The organism is Paenirhizobium cremeum (assembly GCF_047553425.1).
Classification (GTDB): Bacteria; Pseudomonadota; Alphaproteobacteria; order Rhizobiales; family Rhizobiaceae; genus Allorhizobium; species Allorhizobium cremeum.
The window spans coordinates 77,870-93,734 of the sequence record NZ_CP180219.1 but is presented as its reverse complement, the minus strand read 5'-3'; the positions used below and the strand labels follow the sequence as shown (position 1 = coordinate 93,734).

The window sequence follows — 15,865 nt, the reverse complement described above, 5'->3', positions numbered from 1 at the left end:
GATGCGCGCACGTATCACCCGCCCTTCCGGCAAGGTTACTTGACGGTCTTTGCCCAGGTCTCGGCGAATTCCGCCTGCTTGCTGTTCATGAATTCCCAGTCCCAGGTCAGGATATTGTCCATCTGGGTACCGGAAATCGGCACGTCGGCCTTGAGATCGTCGGGAACGACTACTTTCGAATTGGTCGGCGAGACAAAGAATTCCTTCATCAGCAGCGTCTGTACCTCGGGCGACAGCATGAAGTTCGCGTATTCGTAGGCGAGTTCCTTTTCCGGCGCGTTGACGAGGATGTTCAGCGTCTGGTCGAACATCAGCATGCCTTCCTCGGGCACGATGATATCGATCGGCAGACCCTGCTTGCGCAGGCGGGCGACTTCGCCAAAGTCGAAGGGTGCAACGACGAATTCGCCGGCGGCGATGCCGGTGGAGAGGTTGAAGTCCGCCTGGATCACGGGCCCGAGGTTTTCGAGCGCCTTGAAGCCGGCATCGACATCGTACTGATCCTTGCCGAAGATCTTGGAGAAGAGCATCAGCTCCATCTTGCCGGCGGTGTTGGCGAAATTGTAGAGGCCGATGCGGCCCTTGAATTCCGGATTGTCCCACAGATCTTTCCAGCCCTTTGGCGGCGTCGACACGAGGTCCGTGCGGTAGGCAAGCCCGATCGGCGAAACCATGGCGACCGCGCCCCAGCCGTCGGTCTTTTTCGCCAACGGATAGAGGTCGGCATAGTTCGGCAGCTTGGTGAGGTCGAGCTTTTCGAAGAAGCCTTCCTTGCGCAGGCTGTTGGCGAAGGCCTCGTTGGTCATGAGGAACGAATGGGGCGGTTTGTCGACGCCCGCGGCGCGCAGGTTGGCGCTCCAGACGCGGCCGTTGCCAGCGTCAAGCGTTACCGCGGCTCCGCTCTTGGCGGTGAAGGCCGGCGCAAGTGTCGTGCGCCAGAACTGCTCCCAGGCGCCCCCGAGGGTCGGTATCACCAGGGTCTTCTGCTGCGCGCGCGCCGGCAGACCGAACATGGCGGCTGCGGAAAATCCGGCCATCGCCGAAAGCGTCTGGCGTCTCGTCAAATTCGTCATTTCAGTTCCCCTTGTTGTTCAGGTCGTTCAGTGCATGCGTATTGCGAGTCTTGCATTCCCCCAGTCAGGCCTTCGAAAAGGCCTGGCTGGTCTTCAGCGCGATGTATTCGCCATAGGTGATCGGTTGGTATTTTGCCGTCTTGCCGCCCCGGGTGAAGGGTTCGAGGCACTCGATCACCGTTTCGGCGTTCGGGTTCAGAAAGAAGGGAATGGACTGGCGCCGGGCGCTGCCCTTGCGATCGCCCGGCGGATTTGCCACCCGGTGGGGCGTCGAGACCCATTCGTCATTCGTCCAGCGCATGAAGGCGTCGCCGATGTTGACGACGTAGGCGCCATCGATATTGGGTGCATCCAGCCATTCTCCGTCGCGGCGCTGGACCTGCAACCCGCCGGGGGAGGCTTCCGAGCGCAGGATGGTCATGAAGCCGTAATCCGTATGCATGCCGGCACGCATCTGGCCGGGCAGGGGCGTTTCCTCCTGCTCCGGATAGTTGATGACCCGGAGGGCCGAGAGGTGATTGACGAAGGAGGGCTCGAAGTATTCGGGCGGCAGGCCGATTGCCGCGCAGAACGCCCGACGCAGGTGAAATGCCAGCCGTTCCATCTCGCCGAAATAGTCGATGAAGGCCTGCTGAAGACCGGGCGGCTGGTCGGGCCACGCGCCGCCCTTGAGGCGGGGACCGAAGTTCAGGCTTTCCTTGTAGTCGCCGGGGGTCTTGATGCCGAGCGTCGCGGCAAGCGCCTCGTCCGCGATAGGCGAAAAGGCAACGCCGCCTTCGATGTCGGCGGTCCGGCCCTGTGCGGCTTTCCATTCCTGCGGATAATCGAAGAACTTACGGGCAAGATCGTAGAGCCGCCTGGTCACATCAGGCGAGACACCGTGGCCGGTGACAAGGAAGAAACCGGTGTCGCGCGCAGCTTTTTCAAGCTGGCGAACCACGTCCGAAGCGCCTTCCCCTCCTGCGATGAAGGGGGCGACATCTATGACCGGGATGGCCTGTCCGGAGACCTGTGGCGTTGTCTCACGCTGCATGACGACGATTTCCCTCTCGTACGGAGCGATCTTGCTTGTCGTTCCTTTTATAAACAGATGTTGACAAAAACATCTGTTGTTGTCCATATCCTGACAGCAGCAATTTTTCGAAAAACGCGGTCGGGTACGGATGGAAGAACTCGGAGAGCAGGAACGCGCGGTTCTGGAGCTGGTGAAGGCCAATCCGTTTGCCGGGCAGCAGGAGATCGCCACCATGATGGGGTTGGCGCGCTCCACCGTGGCGGCTCACATCGTCCAGCTCATTCAGAAGGGCTACATTCTCGGTCGCGGCTATGTGCTGCCGGCGACCCGGCGCGTGGCCTGTCTCGGCGGCGCCGTCTTCGATCGCAAGTACCGCGCCCTCGATCCGCTTGTGGAGGATACCTCCAACCCCGTCCAGGGATCGCGTACCAGCGGCGGCGTGGCCCGCAACGTGACGGAAAATCTTGCCCTGCTCGGCACGGAAACGAGCTTCATCTCGATCATCGGCAATGACGAACCAGGCCGGGAGATCCTCAATCATCTGCGCGAGCGGGGCGTCGATGTCAGCCAGGTGCAAATCAGCGACAAGGGCCGCACGGCTGAATACGTGGCGCTGCTGGAATCGACCGGCGCCCTGCGCTTCGGTCTTGCCGATATGGCGATCTTCGAGGAATTCCAACCGGCCGTGCTCGACCGCGTCTGGTCGCATATCGGTTCCGCCACCTGGATTTTTGCCGACTGCAACCTTCCGGTTGAAACCCTCGAGGCGCTCATTATGCGCAAGCGCGGCTCGCGCGCGAAACTTGCGATCGATGCCGTTTCGACGCCGAAGGTCGCCCGCCTGCCGAAGGATCTTTCCGGCGTCGATATCATCTTCATGAATATTGCCGAGGCAAACGCCTTCCTTGGCTGGCAGATGCCGGCATCCGGCGCGTCTTTGGACGAGGCGTGCGAGGCCGCGCGGGCTCTTCAGGCTGCGGGCGCCACTGAAGCCGTGGTCACGCTGGGGTCCACCGGTGTTGCCGTTGCCGCGCAGGACGGGATTGCCAGTTTCGCAGCCGTTCAGGCCTTGCCGGTCGATATGACCGGTGCGGGCGACGCGATGATCGCGGCGACGCTCCACCGGATCATTTCCGGCGACGATATCGTCCGCGCGGCTCGCATCGGCAGTCTCATGGGCACTTTGACCACCGAATGCACTACCAGCGTTCACCCCGCTCTTTCGGCGCATTTCATCGAGGCGAACCTCCATCGCCTCCAAGATTGACGCGCCCGCATACTGAAAGGAACCTCGGAAATAATGCCCCTTCTGAAACCCGAAATGAGCGCCGAAGTTGCCGCAGCCCTGGCTGAAGGTCGTCCTGTCGTCGCGCTCGAATCGACCATCATCACCCATGGCATGCCGTATCCGGCCAATCTGGAGACCGCGATTGCGGTGGAAGACACCATCCGGGCGAACGGCGCGGTACCTGCGACCATCGCCGTGATCGGCGGCAAGCTGCATGCTGGCCTCGATCGCGACACGCTTGCCGCGCTTGCCGCTGACAAGAGCGCGGTCAAGGCTTCCGGCCGCGACCTTGCCGCGGTCATGACGCGTGGCGGCACGGCCGGCACGACGGTCTCGGCCACCATGCGCATTGCCGAGCTTGCCGGCATTCCGGTTTTTGCGACCGGCGGCGTTGGCGGCGTGCATCGCGGCGCCGAGGAGAGCTTCGATATCTCTGCCGACTTGACCGAACTCGGCAGGACCGGCACGGCCGTCGTCTGCGCTGGCGTAAAGTCGATCCTCGATATCCCGAAGACGCTCGAGTTTCTCGAGACGCAGCGGGTTCCGGTCATCGCCTATGGCACGGATGCCTTCCCCGCCTTCTTCACTCGCGATAGCGGAGAAAAGGCCGATCATCGCCTCGACAGCGCCGAGGAGATCGCCAGGGCCATCGTCAGCCATCACGCGCTCGGTTCGGGAACGGGTCTGCTCATCGCCAATCCCATTCCGGAAGAGGCGGCACTCGACCCAGCCTTCATCAATGCAACGATTGCCGATGCTCTGGCAGAAGCCGAGGAGCGCGGCGTGACCCGCAAGGACGTGACGCCCTTCCTGCTCGCCCGGATCAACGAACTGTCCGAGGGCCGCAGCCTCAAGGCAAATATCGCGCTGGTGATGAACAATGCCGCGTTTGCCGCGAAGATCGCCGTCGCGATCAGAGCGTTGGCCCCAAGTGTGTTGGCCAGCGGTCGCTAGAGATTTCACGAAAGGAACGCCCCCATGAGCGACATGCCTGTTTTCGAGACCATTCTTTTCGAGAAGGACGCGACCGACAAGTTTGCGACCATTACTCTCAACCGGCCCGACAAACTGAACGCGATGAACAAGACGGCGATCCGCGAGATCGACGCTGCCGTGGCTGCGGCCGTCGCGGATCCGGATATCAATGCGCTGGTCATCACCGGCGCCGGCCGGGCGTTTTCCGCCGGCTATGATCTGCAGGGCGCCGACTACGACGTCGATATCGAGGACTGGCATGCCGATATGGGTGAGAACACCCAGGCGCTGCTGAACATCTGGAAGGCGCCGATCCCGGTTATCGCTTCCGTCAACGGTTACGCGCTTGCCGGCGCTCTCGAACTGATGATGGCTTGCGACCTTGCGATCGCCGCCGACACCGCCAAGTTCGGCGAGCCGGAAGTGCGACACAATTCCGGTCCGCCGTCGCTGTTCATGCCCTGGCTGCTCGCCACCCGCGATGTTCGCTGGCTGATGTATACCGGCGATCTCGTGGATGCCGAGGAAGCATTGCGCATGCATCTTGTCAACAAGGTCGTGCCCGCCGCCGAACTCAAGCAAAAGACCGAAAACCTGGCCCGCAAACTGGCACGCATGCCGGTTCCGGCGATCAAATACGCCAAGGCTTCGATCAACAACCAGCAGATCGCCGCCGGCCTGATGACCTCGATGGACTACAACGTGCATGCGATCGCCGCACTTCACGTCAGCCGCAAGGGCCAGGAGTGGATGGCCAATCTTGGCAGGATGTCCCTGAAGGAATATCTCGAGGTGCGTGACGCGCCGTTCAAGGGGCTTGACGACTAAGCTTCCCCCGGCCTTCTCATCCCCCGAAGGCCGGTCTTTGGGGCGGTGTCCGGTAGCTTTCGGCACCGCTCCCTCTTTCCTTCGGTTCATGCGCCGACCCGCTGGCGCGGTGCAATGGATGTCGCAGACGCCAGCACCGCAAGACGCTCCGTGAGAAGCGAGAAGAATGCCGCGTCATCCACGTCGCGAATGAAGAGCGCGTTGGCCGGGCGGCCGCTGACTTTCCACCAGTCGACCACGGTCATGCCCTTGGTCAGTTCGGATTCGGTTTCGATCTCGACGTTGCAGTGGCGGCCGCCGTAGATGTCCGGCCGGATCAGGTAGGCGATCACATTCGGATCGTGCAGCGGGCCGCCGTCGGTTCCGTATTTCTCCTCGTCGAAACGCTCGAAATAGTCGAGCCAGCCGGCAGCCACCGCGCCGAATTCGCCTTCCAGTGCGCGGATGTGTTCTACCCGTTCGCGCGTCGTGCGCACCTTATGCGTGACGTCGAGCGGCATCATGACGATCGGGACGCCGGAGGCGAAGACAATGGCCGCCGCCTGCGGATCGACGAAGATGTTGAATTCCGCGGCAGGGGTAATGTTACCGCCTTCGAACAGCCCGCCGCCCATCAGCACGATCCGATGGATGCGTGAGGCGATTTTCGGGGCCTTGGTCAGCGCTGTCCCGATATTGGTGAGCGGGCCGAGCGGGCAAAGCGTCACGGACCCTTCGGGCTCCTTCATCAGCGTATCGATGATGAAGTCGACGGCGTGGCGATCCTGCAGCGGCATAACGGGTTCAGGCAGATCGGCGCCGTCAAGTCCGGTTGCGCCGTGCACGTGTTCGGCAGTGACAAGCGGTGCGGCCATCGGTCTTGCGCAGCCGGCGAAAACGGGGACGTCGGCGCGGCCGGCAAGTTCCAGCACTTGGCGCGCATTGCGGTGAGTGAGGTTGAGCGGAACATTGCCGGCGACGGTTGTGATGCCCAGCACCTCCACCTCGGGACTGGCAAGCGCCAGCAGAATGGCAAAGGCGTCGTCCTGACCCGGATCGGTGTCGATGATGATTTTCTCAGCCATGAGCTTGTCCTTCGGTACCAGTTTCATCCTCGACGCCTCCTCTTCATGCGCTCTGGGAAAGCGGCGCTTCGCTCCGCCAGCGTCCGAGCAACTCATTCTTGCGCGCTTCGTATCGGCGGGCGGCTTCAAGCTTCACCGGTCCGAACCCGCGCACCATGTCCGGCAGGCCGGCAATTTCGATGGCGGAATTCAGCTTCGCCCGGGATAGATTTGCGGAGAGTTCCTCGACGAGCGCCACATAGTCCTCGATCATGCGCCGTTCCATGCGACGCTCCTCGGTACGCCCGAAGGGGTCGAGACGGGTGCCGCGCAAGCCCTTCAGCTTTGCCAGGATGCCGAAGACCAGGCTGATCCACGCGCCGAACGCAAGCTTTGCCGGTCGGCCGGTGCGCGCGTCGATGCGCCGCGAAAGGAACGGCGGCGCCAGATGATGGCGAATGCGGAAATCGCCCTCGAACTGTTCGGAAATCGCCTTGGCGAAGGACGGATCGCGGTGAAGCCGGGCCACTTCGTATTCGTCCTTGTAGGCCATGAGCTTGAAGGCGTTGCGGGCGACGGTTTCAGCGAATTCGCCTTTGCCGCCGATGGCCGCTTCCGCGACGCGTGCCCGTTCCACCATTGTGCGGTAACGCTTGGCATAAGCCGCATCCTGATAGTTGGTCAGGAATACGGCGCGCTTGTCGATCAGCATGCCGAGGCTTTCTACCTCGGGTGCTTCCTGTGAGAGGCCTGCGGCCTTGGCGACCGCATCGGGTTCGACGGCGAGGCGGCGGCCCCAGGCGAAGGCGGCGCGATTCATCGTGACGCCAGTGCCGTTGAGTTCGATGGCGCGCTGGATGGCGTCGAGGCTGATCGGGATCAAGCCGCGCTGCCAGGCGTTGCCGAGCAGCAGCATGTTGGCGGCGATGGCATCGCCGAGGAGCGCGGTTCCGGCGGTCGTCGCCGGCACCAGCGTAAGCGCATCCTCCCCGGCTGCCTTCTTCAGCGCACGCAGTGTGGCTTCCTGACGAAGGTCGATTGCGGTGTTCTGCACGAAGGCCGCGGTCGGGGCAAAGTGGTCGTCGATGACGGCGCGGGTACGGCCCTTGACGAAGGTCGGCAGCGCGGTGCGTCCGGCCGATACCACGACGTCGAAGCCCAGCACAACATCGCTTTCGCCGGGGCCGATGCGCACGGTGTTCAGCGCCTCGGGATTGGCGGAAATGCGAAGGTGAGAGACGACAGCGCCGTTCTTCTGGGCAAGCCCGGTCTGGTCAAGCGTCAGAACGGCAAGTCCGTCGATATGGGCAGCCATCGACAATATGGCGCTCACCGTGATGACGCCGGTACCGCCGATGCCGGCAAGCAGCATATTGTAGGGTTGGCTGAGATCGGCCTCGATCACGGGCAGCGGCAGATTGGAAGCGTCGATGCTCGTCGCACGTCCCGCGGGCTTGCGGATCTTGCCGCCCTCGACCGTGACAAAACTCGGACAGAAGCCCTTGATGCAGGAAAGGTCGGTGTTGCAGCTCGACTGGTTGATCCGTCGCTTGCGACCGAATTCCGTCTCTTTCGGCTCGATGGAAATGCAATTGGAGACAGCGGAACAGTCTCCGCAACCTTCGCAAACGAGTTCGTTGATGAAGGCGCGCTTGTCGGACACCGGGAATGCGCCGCGCTTGCGTCGGCGGCGTTTTTCGGCGGCGCAAACCTGATCGTAGATCAGTGCGGTCACACCCTCGGTCTCGCGCAGGTCTCGCTGCACGGCATCGAGTTCGTCGCGCGGATGAATGGAGACCTCACGCGGCAGGCGGCCTATCCAGGCATCCGGATTTTCCGCCACGACCACGACGCGTCGCGCACCCTCGGCGAGCAACTGGCTGACAACGGCGGGAACGCTCAGTTCGCCGTCATGGCGCTGGCCGCCGGTCATGGCGACTGCGTCGTTGAACAGGATCTTGTAGGTGGCATTGACCTTGGCGGCGATGGCCGCCCGGATGGCGAGAAGGCCGGAATGAAAATAGGTGCCGTCGCCCATGTTGACGAAGATGTGCTTCTCGTCGGTGAAGGGCGAAAGGCCGATCCAGGCACCGCCTTCGCCACCCATCTGGGTGAAGGTCGATGTGTTGCGATCCTCGACGCCGATAATCATCATGTGACAGCCGATACCCGTCGTGGCGCGGCTGCCATCAGGGATGCGCGTCGAGATGGAGTGCGGACAGCCGGAGCAGAAATAGGGCTCGCGCTTGAGTGCGGGAGTATCGTCCGCAACCGCGCCGGCAATTTCCTCGAGCCGCCGAGCGGCAGGACCGAGCGGACCGTCATTGCCGCCGAGACGCTGGACAAGCGCGCGGGCAACCGCGACCATCGAAATTTCGCCGATCGAGGGCAGCAACCGTTCGCCGGCATTTCTGGTCTTGCCGAAGACGCGCGGCCGCCGGTCGGCCGGCAGGTTGAAGAGCAGGGCCTTTAATTGCTCCTCGATCACTGGGCGTTTCTCCTCGACAACGAAAATCTCGTCGAAGTCGAGGGCGAAGCGGGAGATGCCTTCCGGTTCCAGCGGCCATGTCAGGCCGACCTTGTAGAGGCCGATGCCCAGTCGTTCGAGATCGTCTTCGCTCAGCCCCAATGCCGCGACCGCGCCGAGGAGATCGAGCCAGGACTTGCCGGTCGAGATGATGCCGAGCCGGCCGCGCGCCGGAGTGCCGGAACGGCGGTCGAGACGATTGGCCCGCGCGAAGGCCTTCACGGCCTCGATCTTGCGTTCCAGCCGCAGTTCCATCGCATGCGGTCCGTCGGGCCAGCGTAGCGACAGTTCGCCCGGTGCCGGTCCGTCCGTGGGAAGGATGATGGAGGGGCGGCCGGCGCCGATTTCCACCGTCGCGGTGCATTCGACGATTTCCGTCTGGCATTTGTAGCCGATCCATGCCCCGGAATAGCGGCTCATGGCCCAGCCGTAGAGGCCGTAGTCGATGTATTCCGCAATGCCCGCCGGCGAAAGCAGCGGCACCATGGCGGAGATCAGGTTGTGTTCGCTCTGATGGGGCAGGGTGGAGGAGGCGGCGCCATGATCGTCGCCGACGAGAAGCAGGACGCCGCCATGCTGGCTGGTGCCGGCGGCATTGGCATGCCGGATGACGTCCATGCTGCGATCGACGCCGGGGCCTTTACCGTACCACATGGAAAAGACGCCGTCGTAGCGGGTTCCCTTGAACATGCCGGTCTGCTGCGTGCCCCAGACGGCGGTTGCTGCCATGTCCTCGTTCAGGCCGGGCTGGAATTTGACATGCGCCTTTTCGAGGTATTTACGGGCCTTGACCATTTCCCGGTCGAAGCCGGCAAGGGGAGAGCCGCGGTAGCCGGAAACGTAGCCCGCCGTGTTGAGGCCGGCGGCGAGGTCGCGTTCGCGCTGGATCATCGGCAGGCGGACGAGGGCCTGCGTGCCGGAGACGAGGATGCGACCCTCCTCCAGCCGGTAGCGGTCGTCGAGGTCGATGCTCTCGTTGATCTGGTGGCTGGCGGCAATGCGCGACGGAGCGACGGGAAGGTTCATCTTGTGGCCTTTCCAGCGGCTTCGGTCTCCATGTCGAAGACGCGACCCGGATTGAGGATGAGATTGGGGTCGAATGCGCGTTTCATGCGGCGCATGGCGGCAATCTCGGAGGCGCTGCGCACCAGCGGCAGCCATTTCTTCTTGTCGAGCCCGATGCCGTGTTCGGCGGAAATGGCTCCGCCCGTTTCGGCAACGACTGCGAAGACGGCATCGGCGATGTCCTCGTCACGATCCGTCCTGACCATATAATGCAGGTTTCCGTCGCCAAGATGGCCGAAGACGTAAGGACGGGCGGAACTGTCTATCGCAAGCAGTCGGACCGCCGCATCGGCCAGGAAATCCTGCATGCGGGCCAAGGGAATGCTGACGTCGAAGCCGACCATGCGGTCCATGCTGAAGATGAAGGCGCTGCAGGCCTCGCGAAGCGCCCAGAGGCCGCGGTAATCCCTCGGTGATTGCGACACGACCACATCGTCCACGAGCCCTGCCTCGACCGCGCTCATCAGCGTTGCGGCGAAACGTTCGTGGTTCTCGCTTTTGTCCTGCCCCTGTATCTCGACGAGGGCATAGAGACCGGCGCCGACGGGAAGCGGCGGCGTGGCGAAACCGCCGGCAGCCACACCCGCATAGACCTCCGGGAAAATCACCTCGAAGGCGGACAGCAGCGGCCCGAGTTCCTGACGAAGCCGCGTAAGCAGCGCTTGTGCCGCGGCAAGCGAGGGCAGCACGCATAGGGCATTGACCTGCAAAGGTGGCAGCGGATGCAGACGCAGACAGGCTTTCGTGACGACGCCAAGCGTGCCCTCGGAGCCGATGAAGCTCTGGTTGAGGTCGTAGCCGGAATTGTCCTTGGGCAGGCCCTTCAGCGAGGAGAGCACGGAGCCATCCGGCAGGACCGTTTCCAGTCCGAGGACCTGGGCGCGGTACATACCATATCGGAGGACGCGAATGCCACCGGCATTGGTGGCGATGTTGCCGCCCACGGTGCAGGAACCGCGGGCGCCGATGTCGACGCCAAACAGAAAACCGGCTTCCTCTGCCGCCTCCTGAACCGATTGCATGGTGACGCCAGCTTCCGCGACGATTGTTCCGGCTCGCTGGTCCACGCTCTCAAGATGCGTCATGCGCTCCAGCGAAAGCGACACCTCGCCCTCGCGCGGGCGGGCGCCGCCGGAAAGGCCGGTCCTACCGCCCTGGATCACCAGGGGCTGGCCGAGATCATTGCAGGTGGAAAGAATGAGTGAAACGTCTGCGGTGTGGCGCGGCCTCAAAACCAGAGCCGGGCGAGGGCCGCGCTCGTCGGTGGCGTCGCTGCGATAACCGTCGCCGACATCGGCGCCAATCAGCAACGCGCCTTGATCGAGGTGCGTCGAAATCCTCCCGATCAACGCCGAGAGTTTCGCCTCCGTGGCATCGCTGGTTGCCGGGCGCGCGTCGCCGACGGCCGGGTCTGAGCCCGTCCCGCTATTCATTTTTTCTTGTTCCCCTGAATGGTTAGGGGCATCGTTATACAGGTTCCTATATTTGTCAAACCTATATTTAAAAGCTATGGTGTTCGCATGGCAATCATGGCATGCTCGCAAAAATCACGGGGAGAGACGGGTAATGATCCTGAGATATGACGAGGTCGTGCGAACGGGCATCGCCAAACAGGTGGCCGACAATATCCGGTCGGCAATCATGGATGGACGACTGAAGATCGACGAGCGGTTGCCGAGCGAGGAAGAGCTTGCGCGCAGCTTTGGAATTTCCCGCCCGACGGTGCGCGAGGCGCTGAAGCGACTTGCCGCCCAGAACCTCATTCATTCCAAGCGTGGTCCGACCGGCGGCAATTTCGTCAAGCGGCCGGACCCGGAAGGGCTTTCCAAGGCGATCACGGGTGCTGCGACGCTGCTGGTGGGCGTTGGCGCCTTCGATATCGACGAGATCGTCGTGGCGCGCCGGGAAACCGAGACGATCTGCTGCCGGCTTTCGGTCGAGAACCGCAGCGACGAGCATCTCGCGCTGATGGAAGACGAGATCCGGGTGCAGGAAGACGAAACGATCAGCGACGAGGATTTCTGTGCGTCCGACGTGCGTTTCCATCGTGCGCTTGTGGATTCAACCGGCAACGGACCGTTGAAGCTGATGATGTATACCGTCATCGAATCCTTCATCCCGGTCACCAACATGATCGTTTTCCGGGTGCGCGAGCGTCGCCAGGTTGCGGCCTTCCATCGGGAAATTCTCGATGCGGTTCGTCAGCGGCAGGCCGACCGGGCCATCGTTGCGCTTGGTGATCTCCTCGACTATGTCAGCCAGTCCTATGCGACGGCCGTTTCCGCGCGCGAGAGCCGTGCGGCTTCCTCCGGCCACGCCCCTGCATGAATTCAACCACCATTGTCCAAGGCCAGGAGCATCTCCCTACCATGAGCGAAACCTTTACCGCGATCGTTATCGATGCCGTGGATGGAAAGCCGAAGCCGGAATTCCGCCAGCTTTCCATCTCCGACCTGCCGGACAATGATGTGCTGGTCGAGATCGCGTTTTCGACGCTGAACTACAAGGACGGTCTTGCCGTGTCGGGCAAGGGACGGATTGCGCGGCGCACGCCGCTCGTGGCCGGCATCGATCTCGCCGGCACGGTCGTCGAGTCCCGTTCACCGCTGTGGAAGACCGGCGACAAGGTCGTCGTCAACGGTTTCGGTCTTTCGGAAACGGAATGGGGCGGTTATTCGCGCTTCCAGCGACTGAAGCCCGAATGGCTGATGCGTTTGCCGGAGACGTTTTCGTTCGAACAGGCGATGGCCATCGGAACCGCCGGTTATACCGCGGCGCTCTGTGTCAACGCGCTCGAGGACTGGGGCAGCATCAAGCCGGGTGAGGGCGAAGTGCTCGTAACAGGCGCGGCAGGTGGCGTTGGTTCGGTTGCGATCAGCCTTCTGGCGGCGCGGGGTTACAAGGTGACCGCTTCGACCGGACGTCCCGAAACCCATGACTACCTCGCCTCGCTCGGTGCTTCTGCCTTCATCGATCGCGCGAGCCTTGCCGAGAAGGGCGGTCCTTTGCAGAAGGAGCGCTGGAGCGGCGCGGTGGATAGCGTCGGCTCGACCACGCTCGCCAATGTTCTTGCCCAGACGGTCTATGGCGGCGGAGTTGCAGCTTGCGGTCTTGCCGGTGGTGCCGACCTTCCGGGGACCGTTCTACCGCATATCCTGCGCGGCGTTGCCCTGCTGGGCGTCGATTCCGTCATGGCTCCCATGGCGAAGCGCCTGCGCGCATGGCAAACCCTTTCGGAATCGCTCGACATCAAGCATCTCTCGGCATTGACGAAAGTCGAGCCGATGTCGAACCTTCCCGAACTCGCCGATGCCATCATCGCCGGCCAGATTCGGGGCCGCGTGGTCATCGACGTCAGACGCTGAGACAGGCGCTTCCTGACCGATCAAGCATTGGTCTCGGGGTAAAACAAAGGGGCGGACGGATGGCCATTGCCGGAACCGGGAAGAACAACGTGTTCGAGCCCTTCTTTACCGCCGGGGTCAGACCGTTTGCAACCTGCCGTAAACCTGAGGCGCGTTTCTTCAAAACGTCGGCGGCGTGCAGGCACTGATGACCTCGCAGGGAACCGGCCCCACACAGCGGAACCGGTGCGGTCGACGGCTTTCGAAGTAATAGGCGTCGCCCGCCCCCAGAATGCGTCTCTCGTCATCCACCGTCACCTCCAGCCGCCCGGAAAGAACGATGCCGCCTTCCTCGCCTTCATGCACCAGCGGAACCTTGCCCGTATCGGCACCCGGCTGATAGCATTCCTTGAGGATCTGCAGGCTCCTGCCGAAAAGGCTCTCGCCGATTTGCCGGTAGGAAATCGCTCCTTTGCCGATCTCCACCAGTTCTTCCGCGGCATAGAACGCCTTGCGCGGCTTTTCCGGTTCGAAAGCGAAGAACTCTGCAAGTCCGATGGGAATACCGTCCAGAATCCGCTTCAACGCACCGACGGAAGGGTTCGAGGCATTCGATTCGATCAGCGAAATCGTCGAGTTGGTCACTCCCGCCCGCTTGGCGAGTTCACGCTGCGAAAGATTGTGGGCCATGCGCAGATGGCGAAGCCTGTTTCCGATATCGACCGTCATGAGGCATCCGGGTGTTGAAGGTGTTCGAAATATCGAAACCTATGCCAATCGGCGCTTGAATATCAATGGCTTAAAAATATCAAGAAAAGGACTTGTTCGGTTGGAGAAAATCGCTGAACTCACGATATCTTAAAGGAGATCTCGCATGGACCACCGAAGCAAATCCAACGCCCCCGTCCTCGACAATTTCTGGATGCCCTTTACCGCCAACCGTCAGTTCAAGGCCACACCCCGGCTGCTGGCAGAGGCTGAGGGCATGTACTATACCGATATCGACGGCAACAAAGTGCTCGACGGCACCGCCGGCCTGTGGTGCTGCAATGCCGGCCATGGCCGCAAGAAGATCGTCGAGGCCGTTGAACGGCAGCTCCGGACCCTGGATTTCGCGCCGACCTTCCAGATGGGGCATCCGGTCGCCTTCGATTTCGCAGCCAAGCTTGCAGCCAATGCACCGGGCGGTGCCGCCGCCGGGCTCGACCGCGTGTTCTTCACTGGTTCCGGCTCCGAATCCGTCGATACCGCGCTGAAGATCGCCATTGCCTATCAGCGCGCAATCGGCCAGGGCACGCGCACCCGCGTCATCGGTCGCGAAAAGGGGTATCATGGTGTAGGCTTCGGCGGCATCTCGGTCGGCGGGCTCGTCAACAACCGCCGCATGTTCCCGCAGATCCCCGCCGACCATATGCGCCACACGTTGGACATCGAGCGCAATGGCTTTTCAAAGGGGCTCCCGGAACACGGCGTCGAGCTGGCGGAGGACCTGGAGCGGCTGGTCGCACTGCACGGCGCGGAAACGATCGCCGCCGTTATCGTTGAGCCCATGTCCGGTTCGGCTGGTGTCATCCTGCCGCCAAAGGGTTATCTGGAACGTGTGCGTGCCATTGCCGACAAATACGGTATCCTCTTGATCTTCGACGAAGTCATTACCGGCTTCGGCCGACTCGGCACCCCGTTCGCGACCGACTACTTCGGCGTGACGCCCGATCTCGTCACCACGGCAAAGGGCATCACCAACGGTACGATCCCGATGGGCGCGGTGTTCGCCAGCCGCAAGGTTTACGACGGCCTGATGGTTGGTCCGGAAAACGCCATCGAACTGTTCCATGGCTACACCTATTCCGGTCACCCCGTCGCCTGCGCCGCAGGTCTCGCAACCATGGAAATCTACGAGGAAGAGGGACTGCTGACACGGGCCGCAGGCCTTGCGGACTATTGGCAGGAGGCGCTGCATTCGCTCAAAGGCCTGCCCCATGTGATCGATATCCGCAACATCGGGCTGGTCGGCGCGATCGAGTTGGCCCCTCGTGACGGGGCTCTGGGCACCCGCGCTTACGATGTCTTCGTCGATTGCTTCCGGAAAGGTACCCTGATCCGCGTCACGGGAGATATCATCGCACTGTCTCCGCCTCTCATCGTCGAGAAGGACCAGATCGACAGGATCGTTTCGACGCTTGCGGATGCGCTGAAGCGCGCTGCCTGACAGAAAATGGCGGAATTCCTCGCCGTTTCGACGGTGAAGATATGATTGTCAAATACGGCCGGTGTGAAACACCGGCCGTTCCCGCTGGTATGTCAGGGTTTCGGCACAACGGTCGCGAGCTTGCGGAAGGTCGACAGGATCTCCAGCCGGCTGGCGATGCCCTTGGCGACGCGCACGATGGAGCCGGGGCCGATCTTCACGGGTTCCGACCCTTCCTGCGAATAAAGCGCCTCGCCTTCGACCACGACGAAGGTTTCCTCAAGGTCACGGCCCGGATAGCTGTATGTGCCGGGTTCGGCCTTCCAGACGGCGACGATGGTGCCATTCTCGATATCATCCTGCCAGATGGATCGCCTGTACGAGCCGCTGTCACGGCCATCCGCCGGCAGTCCTGGCGTCAGGTCAATGTCATCGGAAATATTGAAAATCGGCATGTTCATGGTTGGTCCCCTTGTTTGACGTTGATGAGCGCCGCGGGCTGAGCCCAGCGGCCATGGT

At 62.3% G+C, this 15,865-nt stretch carries 13 protein-coding genes; 6 read left to right on the top strand and 7 right to left on the bottom strand.

The features are described from left to right. Positions 1–35: 35 nt before the first annotated feature. The gene (locus ACLBKR_RS21880) at positions 36–1,073 is read right to left on the bottom strand and encodes an ABC transporter substrate-binding protein (protein WP_113446886.1); all 1,038 of its coding nucleotides are present in this window, start codon (positions 1,071–1,073) and stop codon (positions 36–38) included. 64 nt (positions 1,074–1,137) lie between these two features. Beyond that, entirely contained in the window at positions 1,138–2,106 is a 969-nt protein-coding gene (locus ACLBKR_RS21875; RefSeq protein ID WP_113446887.1) for a 2OG-Fe(II) oxygenase family protein, read from the bottom strand. 130 nt (positions 2,107–2,236) lie between these two features. Here ACLBKR_RS21875 and ACLBKR_RS21870 point away from each other — a divergent pair, with 130 nt between their 5' ends. Genes ACLBKR_RS21870 through ACLBKR_RS21860 form a run of 3 tightly spaced genes read left to right on the top strand, consistent with a single transcriptional unit; the run spans position 2,237 to position 5,179 of the window. Next, positions 2,237–3,355, top strand: a complete 1,119-nt coding sequence (locus ACLBKR_RS21870) for a carbohydrate kinase (protein WP_113446888.1) — start codon at positions 2,237–2,239, stop codon at positions 3,353–3,355. A gap of 33 nt (positions 3,356–3,388) precedes the next feature. Then, positions 3,389–4,330: a pseudouridine-5'-phosphate glycosidase gene (locus ACLBKR_RS21865; RefSeq protein ID WP_113446889.1), complete on the top strand. Its 942-nt coding sequence runs from the start codon at positions 3,389–3,391 to the stop codon at positions 4,328–4,330. Between the two features lie 24 nt (positions 4,331–4,354). Further along, positions 4,355–5,179, top strand: a complete 825-nt coding sequence (locus ACLBKR_RS21860; RefSeq protein ID WP_113446890.1) for an enoyl-CoA hydratase/isomerase family protein — start codon at positions 4,355–4,357, stop codon at positions 5,177–5,179. Positions 5,180–5,265: 86 nt separating this feature from the next. Here the strand turns inward: ACLBKR_RS21860 and ACLBKR_RS21855 are convergent, their stop codons facing one another. Genes ACLBKR_RS21855 through ACLBKR_RS21845 form a run of 3 tightly spaced genes read right to left on the bottom strand, consistent with a single transcriptional unit; the run spans position 5,266 to position 11,247 of the window. Further along, on the bottom strand, positions 5,266–6,243 hold the full coding sequence (locus ACLBKR_RS21855; protein ID WP_113446919.1) for a nucleoside hydrolase: 978 nt from the start codon (positions 6,241–6,243) through the stop codon (positions 5,266–5,268). Between the two features lie 43 nt (positions 6,244–6,286). Then, positions 6,287–9,775: an indolepyruvate ferredoxin oxidoreductase family protein gene (locus ACLBKR_RS21850; protein ID WP_113446891.1), complete on the bottom strand. Its 3,489-nt coding sequence runs from the start codon at positions 9,773–9,775 to the stop codon at positions 6,287–6,289. Beyond that, entirely contained in the window at positions 9,772–11,247 is a 1,476-nt protein-coding gene (locus ACLBKR_RS21845; RefSeq protein ID WP_113446892.1) for an FAD-binding oxidoreductase, read from the bottom strand. The genes ACLBKR_RS21850 and ACLBKR_RS21845 overlap by 4 nt, the downstream gene beginning before the upstream one ends. A gap of 133 nt (positions 11,248–11,380) precedes the next feature. Here ACLBKR_RS21845 and ACLBKR_RS21840 point away from each other — a divergent pair, with 133 nt between their 5' ends. Beyond that, positions 11,381–12,142 (top strand): FadR/GntR family transcriptional regulator, encoded by a 762-nt coding sequence (locus ACLBKR_RS21840; protein WP_112829848.1) that lies wholly within the window; start codon positions 11,381–11,383, stop codon positions 12,140–12,142. 41 nt (positions 12,143–12,183) lie between these two features. Beyond that, positions 12,184–13,179: an MDR family oxidoreductase gene (locus ACLBKR_RS21835; RefSeq protein WP_414902203.1), complete on the top strand. Its 996-nt coding sequence runs from the start codon at positions 12,184–12,186 to the stop codon at positions 13,177–13,179. A 159-nt stretch (positions 13,180–13,338) separates the two neighbouring features. Here ACLBKR_RS21835 and ACLBKR_RS21830 read toward each other — a convergent pair whose 3' ends face one another. Beyond that, positions 13,339–13,887, bottom strand: a complete 549-nt coding sequence (locus tag ACLBKR_RS21830) for a cupin domain-containing protein (RefSeq protein ID WP_099061186.1) — start codon at positions 13,885–13,887, stop codon at positions 13,339–13,341. A 145-nt stretch (positions 13,888–14,032) separates the two neighbouring features. Here ACLBKR_RS21830 and ACLBKR_RS21825 point away from each other — a divergent pair, with 145 nt between their 5' ends. Further along, positions 14,033–15,367, top strand: coding sequence for an aspartate aminotransferase family protein (locus tag ACLBKR_RS21825; RefSeq protein WP_113339966.1), 1,335 nt, complete (start codon positions 14,033–14,035; stop codon positions 15,365–15,367). Between the two features lie 92 nt (positions 15,368–15,459). Here the strand turns inward: ACLBKR_RS21825 and ACLBKR_RS21820 are convergent, their stop codons facing one another. Then, on the bottom strand, positions 15,460–15,807 hold the full coding sequence (locus tag ACLBKR_RS21820; RefSeq protein WP_113339965.1) for a cupin domain-containing protein: 348 nt from the start codon (positions 15,805–15,807) through the stop codon (positions 15,460–15,462). Positions 15,808–15,865: the final 58 nt, after the last annotated feature.

Bases quoted from the DNA above. Each gene is read 5' to 3' on its own strand.
- ACLBKR_RS21880 (WP_113446886.1), bottom strand. From the start codon at position 1,073: ATGACGAATTTGACGAGACGCCAGACGCTTTCGGCGATGGCCGGATTT.
- ACLBKR_RS21875 (WP_113446887.1), bottom strand. From the start codon at position 2,106: ATGCAGCGTGAGACAACGCCACAGGTCTCCGGACAGGCCATCCCGGTC.
- ACLBKR_RS21870 (WP_113446888.1), top strand. From the start codon at position 2,237: ATGGAAGAACTCGGAGAGCAGGAACGCGCGGTTCTGGAGCTGGTGAAG.
- ACLBKR_RS21865 (WP_113446889.1), top strand. From the start codon at position 3,389: ATGCCCCTTCTGAAACCCGAAATGAGCGCCGAAGTTGCCGCAGCCCTG.
- ACLBKR_RS21860 (WP_113446890.1), top strand. From the start codon at position 4,355: ATGAGCGACATGCCTGTTTTCGAGACCATTCTTTTCGAGAAGGACGCG.
- ACLBKR_RS21855 (WP_113446919.1), bottom strand. From the start codon at position 6,243: ATGGCTGAGAAAATCATCATCGACACCGATCCGGGTCAGGACGACGCC.
- ACLBKR_RS21850 (WP_113446891.1), bottom strand. From the start codon at position 9,775: ATGAACCTTCCCGTCGCTCCGTCGCGCATTGCCGCCAGCCACCAGATC.
- ACLBKR_RS21845 (WP_113446892.1), bottom strand. From the start codon at position 11,247: ATGAATAGCGGGACGGGCTCAGACCCGGCCGTCGGCGACGCGCGCCCG.
- ACLBKR_RS21840 (WP_112829848.1), top strand. From the start codon at position 11,381: ATGATCCTGAGATATGACGAGGTCGTGCGAACGGGCATCGCCAAACAG.
- ACLBKR_RS21835 (WP_414902203.1), top strand. From the start codon at position 12,184: ATGAGCGAAACCTTTACCGCGATCGTTATCGATGCCGTGGATGGAAAG.
- ACLBKR_RS21830 (WP_099061186.1), bottom strand. From the start codon at position 13,887: ATGACGGTCGATATCGGAAACAGGCTTCGCCATCTGCGCATGGCCCAC.
- ACLBKR_RS21825 (WP_113339966.1), top strand. From the start codon at position 14,033: ATGGACCACCGAAGCAAATCCAACGCCCCCGTCCTCGACAATTTCTGG.
- ACLBKR_RS21820 (WP_113339965.1), bottom strand. From the start codon at position 15,807: ATGAACATGCCGATTTTCAATATTTCCGATGACATTGACCTGACGCCA.